This window comes from Acinetobacter sp. LoGeW2-3, from assembly GCF_002688565.1.
Classification (GTDB): Bacteria; Pseudomonadota; Gammaproteobacteria; order Pseudomonadales; family Moraxellaceae; genus Acinetobacter.
In genome coordinates, this window is record NZ_CP024011.1 from 2,215,792 (window position 1) to 2,227,953 (window position 12,162).

A 12,162-nucleotide genomic window follows, 5' to 3' on the forward strand; every position below is an offset into this window, starting at 1 on the left:
TTATATTTTGAATTAACGCATTTTCGCCAGGAAGCGACCTAAACGGTTAATGGCTTCACGCAGTTCGTTTTCGGCTGGCAGGAATACCACACGGAAATGATCCGGAGTCGGCCAGTTAAAACCTGTACCTTGAACCAGTAATACTTTTTCAGCACGTAGCAGATCCAGCATCAGTTTCTCATCATCTTCAATCGGATAGATTTCCGGATCTAGACGTGGGAAGCAGTACATAGCACCTTCAGGTTTTACACACGTCACACCGGGGATTTCATTCAGCATTTCCCAAGCAATATTGCGCTGTTCATACAGGCGGCCACCCGGACGGATCAGATCATTAATCGACTGATAACCACCAAGCGCCGTTTGAATCGCATATTGAGCCTGATGATTGGCGCATAGACGCATAGACGCCAGCATGTCCAAACCTTCGATATAATCTGCTGCACGAGACTTATCGCCAGTAATCGCCATCCAGCCAGAACGGTAACCAGCAATACGGTAAGCTTTAGACAGACCATTGAAAGAAATACACAGCTGATCACCAGCAAGTGATGCAACCGAAACATGCTCAATACCGTCATAAACGATCTTGTCGTAGATTTCGTCAGCAAACAAAATCAGGTCATGCTTCTTCGCCAGATCCACGATTTGTTGTAAGACATGACGTGGATAAACTGAACCTGTCGGGTTGTTTGGATTGATGATCACGATACCACGGGTATTTGGCGTGATCTTGCTTTCCATATCCGCAATGTCTGGGTACCAGTAATTTTCTTCATCACATTTATAGTGAATCGCAGTACCGCCAGATAAATTCACGGCTGCAGTCCAAAGCGGGTAATCCGGCATTGGAATCAGCATTTCATCGCCATCATCCAGCAAGCCTTGCATTGCCATGACGATCAGCTCAGATACACCGTTACCGACATACACGTCATTCACGTGCATATTCAGAATGCTTTTTTGCTGGTAGTACTGGCAGATCGCCTTACGTGCCGGGAAAATACCTTTAGAGTCGGTATAACCAATCGCATTTGGCAGGTTCAGTGCCACATCATTAATAATTTCTTGTGGTGCTTCAAAGCCAAATGGGGCAGGGTTACCAATATTCAGCTTGATAATCTTATGTCCCGCTTCCTCCATCTCGTTGGCCGCTCGTAACACAGGTCCGCGAATGTCGTAGCATACATGCTCAAGCTTAGACGATTTTTTGATTTCGCGAGGTTTTTGGAAAGTGTTCGGCATTTTGATGTTCTCTGAAAGAGTGGAGGTCACTTTTGCATAACGATATAAATAACTTTTAAATGTCTCAGTTGTGACTAGATCGAGATCGTGCTCATCTCGGAGTAATGCAACAATTTTTTCATGCGTAAATCCAAGCTGTTGATATTGTTTGATCACCGGCAATAGATTTTTAAAAATTACGCTTTTTTTTTGCGACATTTTTTAATCCTGAGCAAATTTAGGACTAAGTCTACTACTAAAATTGCTCACAAAAAAGCATTTAATACATAAATTGCTTACTTTTATCTTCTATATTTGCTTACTTTTTGCTTTTTTGGGAATTATATGTCTTTTGTAAAATGTTAAACAAACACTAGAATTTTTAAAATGAATCACGTAAATATAGAATTATCCTATTTAAAATAGCAAGATAGAAAGGGCGGTCATCATGGGAAAACTCAGTAAATCAGACAGAGAATGGCAAAGAGAGTTATCACCTGAAGAATTCCGTATTACACGTCAAAAGGGAACTGAGCCAGCATTTACCGGTAAATACTGGAATACGAAACAAGATGGTATTTATGTATGCCGTTGCTGTGGTGAACCTTTATTTACTTCAGAAACCAAATTTGACAGTAGCTGTGGTTGGCCAAGTTTCTACAAGGCGATTAACGGTTCTGCGATTGAAGAGCATTTAGATACATCTCATGGTATGGTCAGAACAGAAATTGTTTGCCACCATTGTGATGCACACTTAGGGCATGTTTTCACTGACGGACCACAGCCTACAGGCTTGCGTTACTGTGTAAACTCCGCTTCATTAGAATTAAAAACACAAGAAAAAACCGATGAGGAAACTTATCCATGACCAACATATATCAGTTTGAAGCTGAATTGTTAGATGGAAAAAATAAACAATTTGCAGACTACGAGGGAAAGGTGCTACTGATCGTAAATACTGCGAGTAAGTGCGGTTTTACGCCACAGTTTGCCGGCTTGGAAAAGCTCTACGAGAAATATAAAGATCGTGGTCTGGAAGTGTTGGGTTTTCCTTGTAACCAGTTCGGCGGACAGGATCCGGGCAGTAATGAGCAAATTGGCGAATATTGCCAGAAGAACTATGGGGTAACCTTCCCAATGTTCTCCAAGATTGATGTGAAAGGTCCTGAGGCACATGCTATTTTTCGTTACTTGACTAATAATTCTAAAGGAATTCTGGGTAATGGTATCAAGTGGAACTTTACCAAGTTCCTGATTGGACGTGATGGCAAGGTGCTGAACCGTTTTGCCCCGACCACCAAGCCTGAAGACCTGGAAGCTGAGATCGAAAAAGCTCTATAATGAGCTTATTCCGGGCGGTCGCTGGCCGCCTGTCACGCTCTCCTCAAGTACTCCGCCATGCTGCAATCCAGAATCTTCATTCAAAGCCTGCTATTTAGTGCGTGTATAGGGCTGTTTTCATCTTCTGCTTATGCACAGGATGAAAAGACCCAGCAATTGTTAAAAAGACTGAAGCAGCCTGTTCCAGCTTATCAGCCGCCCACAGTTAAGAATGCTGTTCCGCCTCATCTACTAGCGAAGCATGGTTTTGAGGTTAGCTGGTTAAAAGCACCCTATCTCAGATTTAACGATGCGGAACTGCAACGTGCCAAGACAGCAAAAGTGAAAATGACCGTCATCGCCCATACAGGACAGATTACCGATGTTGAGATCATTCAAAGTTCTGGCGTGAGAGTGGTCGATGCCAAAATTAAAGAAGCAGTACTGGCTGCCAAGCTAGAGCCGATCAAAGGGGTAGATCGCAATCTGGTGTATAGCTTGGAGCATGAGATAGAAATAAAAAATCCACTGTAAATACAGTGGATTTTTTATTGTAAGGATAGACTTAGAGAATGGCTTTTAAGCGCTCAATCACTTGTTCACATTGTGCCAGATCCGCCACCAAAGCTAGACGTACATGGTTTTCACCTGGATTGCCTTGCTCAGTATCACGAGACAGGTAACGACCAGGAAGTACCTTGATATGTGCCTGTTCCATTAGACGTTTAGCAAATTCTTCATCATTATCAACTTTCAGCCAGTAGTAGAAACCTGCATCCGGTTTTTTCAGTGGTAGCAGATGCCCCAGTTCTTTTTGGAATAGGTCAAACTTGGCACGGTACTGTACGCGGTTTTCTTCAACATGCGTTTCATCATCCCAGGCAGCAATTGAAGCCAGTTGATGTTGAACCGGCATTGCCGCGCCGTGATAAGTACGGTATTGCAGATAAGGTTTTAACAGAGCTGCATCACCCGCAACAAAGCCTGAACGCATCCCTGGCAAGTTAGAACGTTTAGACAGTGAGTGGAACACCACGCAGTTTTTGTAGTCATCACGTCCGATTTCCGCACAGACTTCTAGTAAACCTACTGGTGCTTCATCAAACCATAATTCTGAGTAGCATTCATCTGAAGCAATCACAAAATTGTATTTATCAGAAAGTGCAATCAGCTTTTTAAACTGTTCTTTAGACAGCACGGCACCTGTTGGGTTACCCGGTGTGCAGACAAACAGTAATGCAGTTTTTTCCCAGACTTCAGCAGGCACTGTATCAAAATCACCCAGGTAATTATTTTCCTCAGTACAGTTGATGAAGTACGGTTTAGCACCTGCAAGCAGCGTTGCACCTTCATAAATCTGATAGAACGGGTTTGGCATCACCACATAGGGTGCATCTTCACGATTGATCAGAGCTTGAACAAAAGAGAAGATCGCTTCACGTGTACCTGATACAGGCAAGATATTGTTGTCTGCGCTGATGCTATTCAGTTTAAAACGGCGAGTGAGCCAGTTAGCGATACTGGTACGCAGTTCAGGCAAACCTTTAGAGTTCGGATAGGTCGACAGATGCTGGAAATTATCAATAATCGCCTGTTTCACAAACTCAGGAGCCGGATGCTTTGGTTCACCAATCGATAGGGGGATGAGTGGCATATTCGCAGGCTTGATATCCGCAAAAAGTTTATTCAACTTTTCAAATGGATAAGGATGCAATAAAGACAAGCTAGAGTTCATGAAAGAGTTACCGCGTTTTAATGTGAGTGTTGACTGTTGACCTGATGAGAGGCTTCATCCAGCGCTGCTTTTAAGGCAGCGGCAAATTCAGAAGATTCTTCAGGGTCCAACGGCATGCCATCTTTTTTGGTGACGAAGAAAATGTCTTCGGCACGTTCGCCAAGCGTGGCAATTTTGGCAGAGTGGATATCCAGACCACGCATCATAAATAATCCACCAACTTTAGCAAGCAGGCCGGGTTGGTCGAGCGTAGCGATTTCCACCATATTCTGGTTCAAAACAGGATTCAGGCTGATATCCACTGTATTTTCAATATCAAAATGACGCAGCTGGCGTGGAATACGACGCTGCATCAGACCTGGATATTTATCGGAATGGCTTAAGGCATTCTTAAGTGCATCAATGACTTTCAGTTCACGTTCCGGATCAGTCAACAGAGTGCCGAAACGGTCGAGGACGACATAGGTGTCCAGACTGAATGCTTTGGTCGCTGTAATAATTCGCGCATCCTGTACGTCCAGATCCATACGGTCCAGAACGGCTACTGTAGTAGCAAACAGGTTTGGCTTATCCTGGGTATAGATAAAGATCTGTACCGCATCTTGCGCATATTTACGATGTGGACGCATCAGCACCAGTGGTTCAGAGTTATCACCATGCTGCAAAATGGCACGGGTATGCCAGGCGATTTCATCTGGAGATTCTTTCAGGAAGTAGTCATCACCCAGTTCCTGCCAGATGGTTTCGACATCATACAAAGAGAAGTCCTGTACCAGTAGTTCGCTGGCAGCAAACTTGGTGTCTTCAATCAGCATTTGATAATCCACTGGACGACCTAGACCTGAACGGATCACATCACGTGCATGAGTATATAGCTGACGCATCAACGAGGCACGCCAGGTATTCCATAGTTTTGGATTGGTCGCATTGATATCAGCAACAGTCAAGGTATACAGATAATCCAGGTGTTCCATGTCACCCATTTGCTCGGCGAATTCTTTGACGACATCTGGATCGGAAATGTCTTTTTTCTGTGAAGTTACAGACATGATCAGGTGGTTTTGAATCAGCCATGCAACCAGATTGCATTCACGCTCGGTAAAGCCATGCGTGCGGCAGAATTCAATTGCATCAGTCGCACCGAGTTCACTATGGTCACCACCACGACCTTTGGCAATATCATGGAACAGGGCAGCCAAATAGACGATGTCCCGGCGAGCCAGACGCTGGAACACCGAACTCACCACCGGGAACTCTTTGGCGAATTCAGGTTCTTTAAAACGATTTAAGTTACGGAGCAATAATAAGGTGTGCGCATCTACGGTATAGATATGGAATAGGTCATATTGCATCAGCCCCATGATCTGACCAAAGGCTGGAATATAGTTTCCGAGCACGCCATAACGTTTCATCGCCACCAAGGTTTCATATAAACGATGTGGTGAACGGATAATTGCCATAAACAGCGCTTGATGCACAGGATTATTGCGATAGTCCTGATCAATTCGTTTTGCTGCTAGGGTTAATAGACGCAAGGTACGGGCACGGATGCCTTCAATCTCTGGACGATTTGCCAAGAGATAGAAAATTTCCAGAATCGCGCTTGGATTTTCCGAGAAAATTTTATGGTGTTGTACCGCGAGCTTGCCATCAACCAGTTTAAAGTTCTGGTTAATCTCTTCGATGTTACGTTCATAGTTGGGCAGTCGGGGGGTAATCACCGATTCATTGAAATAAGCCAATAGCATTTCATTCAGCGTCGATACCTGCTGGGCATTACGATAATAACGCTTCATGAACTGTTCAATCGGATAGTTTTGTGGCTGACCTTCTTCACGTACATAGCCAAACTTCGCAGCAATATCACGCTGATAGTCGAATAGCAGGCGGTTTTCATCACGTTTGGTAATGCGATGCAGATGATGGCGGATTTCCCACAGGAAGCTTTCAGCTTCTTCTAGAACGGCCAGTTCAAATTCAGAAATAAAACCCAGATGCACCAGGTCATAAATGCGGTTCACACGGAAATGCCGCTTGGCAATCCAGCCGATCTGGTTAATATCGCGAATACCCCCCGGCGCATTTTTAATATCCGGTTCGAGATTACTTTCAGTATTGTTATGTTGAGCATAGCGTTTTTGCTGCTCTTCCATTTTGGCATCAAAAAAGGTCTTATCGGTCCAGGACTGGGACACAATACGACGTGGCCATTTTGCCAGATTTTCATTACCAGTAATCAGGCGGGCTTCGATCAGGGTAGTTGCTACAGTCAGGTCACTGCTGGCCTGATTGACACATTCACTGATGGTACGGACGCTGATGCCCGGCTTGAAATTACCGACATCCCACAAGGATGAAATAAAGGTGGAAATCAGTTGTTCCTGTTCAGAAGTAATTTCATCTTCTGACAGAATCATGATATCGACATCAGAATAAGGCAGCATTTCGCGGCGGCCGTAGCCACCGACAGCAAATAGCCCCAGATCAGTCTGATCAAGTTCTGCATGCTTCCACAGGAATTGTAGTGCTTCATCGATCAGATTAGATCGGGTCAGGATAATGTCACGGATCGGTTCGCCATTTTCAAAACTTTCCTGCAACTGATGCTCAACATCACTTCGCCATTCATTAATGGCTTTAATGTCATGGTTACTTTTAGTGTAATTCAGCAATGGCAGGGTATTGATCATGAACAGTCGTCCGTTTGGTATTTCAGCTTAGTTTTGGTTGACACTGACTTGTTGAGCCACCTGTTGTGCAAGTTCACGTGCCTGATCTGTTGTTTCAGCACGTGCAGTTGCCACACCCATACGACGTCGTTTGAAGCCTTCAGGCTTGCCAAACAGGCGCAAGTCTGTGTTGCCGTCTGCTAAAGCAAGATCCAGGCCAGAATAAGAAAGATTCTGATCATCTACACCCGCATAAATCACAGCACTGGCTGCAACGCTATGACGAGTGGTATTCACCGGAAGACCCAGAATTGCACGTGCATGCAACTCAAATTCACTTTGGAACTGAGAAGCCAAAGTGACTAAACCAGTGTCGTGTGGACGAGGTGATACTTCACTAAACCATACTTTGTCGCCTTTGACAAAGAGTTCTACCCCAAAAATACCGCAACCACCGAGTGCAACGGTTACTTTATTGGCAATTCGCTTGGCTTCTTCCAATGCAACAGGTGTCATTGGTTGTGGCTGCCAGCTTTCTACATAGTCACCTGAGTCCTGACGATGTCCGATAGGATCACAGTAAGAGGTTTCGATTTCACCTGTTTTTGGGTTTTTGGCACGAACCGTGAGCAGGGTGATTTCAAAATCAAAATCAATCTGTGATTCAACAATGACTGTGCCTTGATTTACACGACCGCCAGTTTGGGCATATTCCCAAGCAGCATCAACTTCATCAAAGCTTTTGACACGGGATTGACCTTTACCTGAAGATGACATCACTGGCTTCACAAAGTTTGGATAACCAATATCATCACAAGCGGCACGGAAAGACTCTAAAGTATCGGCAAAGCGATAAGCAGACGTTGGCAGACCTAGTTCTTCAGCCGCTAAGCGACGGATGCCTTCACGGTTCATAGTCAGATTGACTGCTTTAGCCGAAGGAATCACAGTCGCAATATTCTGTTCCTCAATCTCAACCAGCACCTGGGTGGCAATTGCTTCGATTTCCGGAACAATCAGGTTTGGTTTCACCTGATCAATCAGTTTACGTAGTTCTTCAGGATCCGCCATATTCAGGGTGTGTGATTGATGGGCAACTTGCATTGCTGGTGCATGGTCATAACGGTCAGCAGCGTGAACCTCAACACCCAACCGTTGCAGGGAAATTACCACTTCCTTACCCAGTTCACCTGAACCCAGTAATAAGACTTTGAAGGCAGAAGCCTGTAGTGGGGTACCAATCGTCACGCTCATGTAAATCATCCATGCTTGATTTTATGGGCTTTTAGCATAGCAGAACTCTTTGCAGAGATAAGCCAAGTTTCATACAAAATTGTGATATTGACCAACAGTTTTATTTATAAAGTTCGTGAAATTTATATTAAGAAATCAGGCTGATATTTTCACTGGATGAGTTTGAGGATTTAAATGATAAATACGGCTTTGCGGATTCAATTTTTCCATTTTCAGAATCTGCTCCGGACTTAGATCCAGCAAGCGCAGAAGTTTCATGGTGTGATAGCGTTGCCAGTAAAGATATGGAGCGACAAAAGGGATGATGAAACCAACAGTAAATAATCCGAGTCCCATTAGACAGAGCATTAAAGCATCCAGCATTACTTTACCCAACTGAAAATGGCCGACAGAAAATGCTGCAAGGGAAAAGAAGAACGTTAGTAGGGCAAATACAAAGCCAAATAGTTGTAGTGCATTCGGTAATACTCGGTGTTTTAAACTCCAGAAACCAAAGATTAAATTCTGTGGATGCAGATGCACAATGTTTTGGGTTTGATTGAACATCGCAATTATTTTATTTTGGCCATTTTTCTGGATGTAGATAATGCGAACCTGATCTGCTGGTTCAGCATGTACTTCAATAAAATGACCGCTAAAATTCTGAGCATGAATAAAACATTCAAAATAACAGGCAGGAAAGCTGAATCGGGAATATAGCAATGGTTCATTCTGTCGCTGATGAATAAAGATTTTTCCTTCAATAAGCTGCTTTGGCTCAAACATGCCCATTTCCTTATTTTCTTATTGTCATTAAAAAAGGCTTATACCTGAATGTAGCATAAGCCTTTATTTATTTTAATTTAAGTTTTAGAAATGAATCGGCAGATAGGTATAGATCAAGCCATAGGTTAGGGCAGCTGTTAAAGTTGCCATCACAATGCGCTTAAACTTGAAATAAAGTACTGTGAGTACAATAAAACCAACCAGCATCGCTACACTTTTATCTGGCGTTTCTAGCAAAGGCGGCAGTGTCGCCACCACCAGCATTGAACTGATCGCTGCAATGCCAATTGCACCTAAGGCAATTTTCAGCCACAACGCACCACGTTTTTGTGAACCTTGCTGCAACTTCTGGATCACAAAGAAAGGACCAAAGCGGGAAGCAAAATTGGCAATCCCGACAATAATACCGACCAGAATAATCTCTAAATTCATAGTTCTTCTCCGATATGCTCAGGATCGGGACGTTTCAGTACATAGTGCTTGAACAGGCCTGCCAAAATACCGGAACTGATGCCGATAAAGATTGCAGCAGACAGATCAATCATGTAACAGGCAATCACTGAAACCACAATCGTTACAGCAACCACAAAAGTATGTTTCTTCTCAAACGCTGCCAGCAGAAAACTTAGGAACAGGGCCGGTAACAGGAAGTCCAGAGCTGCCTGTAGAAATTGCGGTAAGTTGCTGACCTGATCTGCGAATAATCCACCTAAGAATGACCCTGTTGCCCAAGACAGCCAGCTAAAAAAACTCAGCCCCAACATCCAGGATTCAGACCATTCCTGACGACGCTGGGACAGTTTGATCATGCCTGAGGCAAACACTTCATCGGTCAGGCCCCAAGCCCAGACGGCAGTTTTCTTCAGATTGAGCCGGTCTTGAATTAAATTCTGTAGGGCAGGACCATAAAGCAGATGTCGGATATCTAGCGCAATAACGGTTAAGGCGGTCATCCAGATGGAAGTGCCACTACCTAAGAGTGCAACAACTAGAAATTGACTGGCACCAGCATACATGGAGCAGGACAGGAACAGGGCTTCCCAGGCAGTAAAGCCAAACTGGGTCGCAGAAACCCCAAAGGCAAAAGAAACGGGCAAATAGGTAAAAATAATCGCCTGGCTGTCTTTGGCACCTTGCCAAAAACTGGCAGGTTTTACAGCGTGTTGATTCAGTTCGGACACAGCACACCTTGGAGGGAGAGTTGAACAAGGGGTCAAATGGTAATTGAGTATTGTACGTGAATTTAATAGCATAGTGCCGAATTGTTTAAGATGGCGAGCCTGATAATGTTAATGTTCAAGACACGTTACATACTGAGTGTTGCTTTAGTTAGCACAGCATTGTTGTTACAGGCATGTGGAAATGAAGGTGCGGGGAATCCAGCACCGGAAATTAAACCGGCTCCGAAACTGAGCAATGATGCGACTACTTATGCCCATGAAGCTTGGACATTTATGAATGAAGTAGATCCACTAGTCTACAATAAACAACTTGATCAGATTGAAAAACGCGTCCGTCAGCCTGCGCGTAAGTTGAGTACGGATTGGCGCATTAATGTGAAAATGACGGATTCCGTGACTGAAGGTAAATATGCATTATGCCGTAAAGCATTGACCAGTCTAGAAATCTGGGCACGTACCACGCTTGAAGATGGCAATGGTCTGGCACAAAAGCAGGCCGACTACGAGCGTGACAAAAAGCAGTGTGAAGGCGCCATTGCCCATCCACAACTGGGTAATACTGACCCGAAACAGGTGGGTGTGGCAAGCTAGCCCATATTTTGAAAGTATCAACTTAAGGCTGGGTCATGTACTCAGCCTTATTTATTTCTACGCCTAAAATTAATGCAATGGAACACCAGTTAATTGATGCAATCGTTGTACATCCAGAATTTCAATTTGCTTAAAAGCCGTTTTCAGGATATTCATTTTTTCCAGTTGTTGCAGTTCCTGATTGATGGTCTGGCGAGAACACATCAGCATTTGTGACAACTGTTCCTGAGAGAGCTGAATGGTACGGTTTTCGATAACCAGATGATTGCCATAACCCTGCAAGATAAACAGTAAACGTTGGGCTAGTCGTTGCTGCAAGGTCTGGGTTTGAATGGAAAATAATTCCAGAAAAACATAACGTAATTTCTGACTCATCAGTTGAGAGATGTGAAACCAGAATGTAGGGTGTTCAGTGACTAGTTTATAAATAAATTGCGCGGGGATATGTAAGAGTAGGGATCTCTTGCACGCAATAGCATGATGGGAACGCGGCTGCTCATCGACCAGTGAAATTTCACCGAACCAGACAATAGGTTCCACAATTGCTGAAACTGCTTCCTTGCCCTCAATATTGGTAGAACCTAGACCAATTGCCCCTTCTAATACAGCATAAATCCCATCAAACAAATCACCTGAATAGAACACGGCTTGGTCTTTATCGACGGAGAAGATAACGGCATGTTCCAGCAGGACGTTCTGGAAATGAGAAGGTAATTTTGAGAACCAGACATTCTTTTCTAATTCAACAAGATATTTTTCTTCCACTGGTTTTATTGCTCCATGCTTTATCAGTTGTCGTCCAGCTGACAACTTATCTTTTATTGTTGCGCTATAGTCCAATTCTATGGCCAGTCAAGGAAGAATAATATGACCAGAGTAGAACGACTATTAAGCCAATATGCAGCTTATCATTTAGACCGTAAGAATGTCATGACACATTTTATTGGGGTCCCACTCATTGTCTTTTCCATTATCTGTTTGACTGCGCGTGTATCCCTGATGATGTCTGGCTTTGAGGTGACTTTAGCCTTAGGACTTCTAATTGTTTCAATTCTTTATTATTTAAGTATTGACGTATTTTTTGCATTGATCATGGCTTTTATTTTTATGTTTGCCTACCCATATGCCTATAACGTGGCACAGTGGGATACTGGAACCTGGCTAAGTACCAGCGTTGGAATCTTTGTCATAGGGTGGGGTTTCCAGTTTGTGGGACATTTCTATGAAAAGAAAAAACCAGCATTTATGGATGATCTAATTGGGCTGGCAATTGGACCTTTATTTGTCCTGGCAGAACTAATTTTCCTGTTGGGCTTTCGCAAAGAACTAGAAGCGAAGATGTTACTCGAAGCACGTAAACAACGCTTGCTAATGGAACAGAATACACAATATGCGGAAGTTACAGCAGATTAATCTTTTTTAA

13 protein-coding genes are annotated in these 12,162 nt (G+C 43.7%); 5 read left to right on the plus strand and 8 right to left on the minus strand.

The window, feature by feature from the left end; all coding sequences use genetic code 11:
* Nucleotides 1-12: 12 nt before the first annotated feature.
* Nucleotides 13-1,443 (minus strand): pyridoxal phosphate-dependent aminotransferase, encoded by a 1,431-nt coding sequence (locus BS636_RS10765; protein WP_099338759.1) that lies wholly within the window; start codon nt 1,441-1,443, stop codon nt 13-15.
* A 229-nt stretch (nt 1,444-1,672) separates the two neighbouring features.
* Between BS636_RS10765 and msrB the strand changes: the two genes are divergently transcribed.
* From msrB to BS636_RS10780, 3 genes are read left to right on the plus strand one after another with little or no spacing between them, the layout of a single operon-like run.
* The gene (msrB, locus tag BS636_RS10770) at nt 1,673-2,092 is read left to right on the plus strand and encodes a peptide-methionine (R)-S-oxide reductase MsrB (protein WP_099338760.1); all 420 of its coding nucleotides are present in this window, start codon (nt 1,673-1,675) and stop codon (nt 2,090-2,092) included.
* Complete coding sequence (locus BS636_RS10775; protein ID WP_004892622.1) at nt 2,089-2,565, plus strand: glutathione peroxidase; 477 nt, start codon at nt 2,089-2,091, stop codon at nt 2,563-2,565. Before msrB ends, BS636_RS10775 begins: the two co-directional genes overlap by 4 nt.
* 57 nt (nt 2,566-2,622) lie before the next feature.
* Nucleotides 2,623-3,078, plus strand: coding sequence for an energy transducer TonB family protein (locus tag BS636_RS10780; protein ID WP_228206898.1), 456 nt, complete (start codon nt 2,623-2,625; stop codon nt 3,076-3,078).
* Between the two features lie 31 nt (nt 3,079-3,109).
* Here BS636_RS10780 and dapC read toward each other — a convergent pair whose 3' ends face one another.
* From dapC to BS636_RS10810, 6 genes are all read right to left on the minus strand, one after another.
* Entirely contained in the window at nt 3,110-4,279 is a 1,170-nt protein-coding gene (gene dapC / locus BS636_RS10785) for a succinyldiaminopimelate transaminase (protein WP_099338761.1), read from the minus strand.
* Nucleotides 4,280-4,296: 17 nt separating this feature from the next.
* On the minus strand, nt 4,297-6,969 hold the full coding sequence (gene glnD, locus BS636_RS10790; protein ID WP_099338762.1) for a [protein-PII] uridylyltransferase: 2,673 nt from the start codon (nt 6,967-6,969) through the stop codon (nt 4,297-4,299).
* 27 nt (nt 6,970-6,996) lie between these two features.
* Nucleotides 6,997-8,211 carry a formate-dependent phosphoribosylglycinamide formyltransferase gene (gene purT, locus BS636_RS10795; protein WP_171266012.1) on the minus strand — a complete coding sequence of 405 codons (1,215 nt, stop codon included), beginning with the start codon at nt 8,209-8,211 and terminating at the stop codon, nt 6,997-6,999.
* A gap of 126 nt (nt 8,212-8,337) precedes the next feature.
* On the minus strand, nt 8,338-8,967 hold the full coding sequence (locus tag BS636_RS10800) for a hypothetical protein (protein WP_171266013.1): 630 nt from the start codon (nt 8,965-8,967) through the stop codon (nt 8,338-8,340).
* Nucleotides 8,968-9,051: 84 nt separating this feature from the next.
* A complete protein-coding gene (ygaH, locus tag BS636_RS10805; RefSeq protein ID WP_099338765.1) occupies nt 9,052-9,399 on the minus strand; it encodes an L-valine transporter subunit YgaH in 348 nt (115 codons plus the stop codon).
* Nucleotides 9,396-10,148, minus strand: a complete 753-nt coding sequence (locus BS636_RS10810; protein WP_099338766.1) for an AzlC family ABC transporter permease — start codon at nt 10,146-10,148, stop codon at nt 9,396-9,398. Before BS636_RS10810 ends, ygaH begins: the two co-directional genes overlap by 4 nt.
* A 105-nt stretch (nt 10,149-10,253) precedes the next feature.
* On the opposite strand from BS636_RS10810, the gene BS636_RS10815 reads away from it, so the two are divergent.
* Nucleotides 10,254-10,739 (plus strand): hypothetical protein, encoded by a 486-nt coding sequence (locus BS636_RS10815; RefSeq protein WP_099338767.1) that lies wholly within the window; start codon nt 10,254-10,256, stop codon nt 10,737-10,739.
* 69 nt (nt 10,740-10,808) lie between these two features.
* Here BS636_RS10815 and BS636_RS10820 read toward each other — a convergent pair whose 3' ends face one another.
* A complete protein-coding gene (locus BS636_RS10820; protein WP_099338768.1) occupies nt 10,809-11,504 on the minus strand; it encodes a Crp/Fnr family transcriptional regulator in 696 nt (231 codons plus the stop codon).
* Nucleotides 11,505-11,606: 102 nt separating this feature from the next.
* Between BS636_RS10820 and BS636_RS10825 the strand changes: the two genes are divergently transcribed.
* Entirely contained in the window at nt 11,607-12,152 is a 546-nt protein-coding gene (locus BS636_RS10825; RefSeq protein ID WP_099338769.1) for a DUF962 domain-containing protein, read from the plus strand.
* The last annotated feature ends 10 nt before the right edge of the window (nt 12,153-12,162 follow it).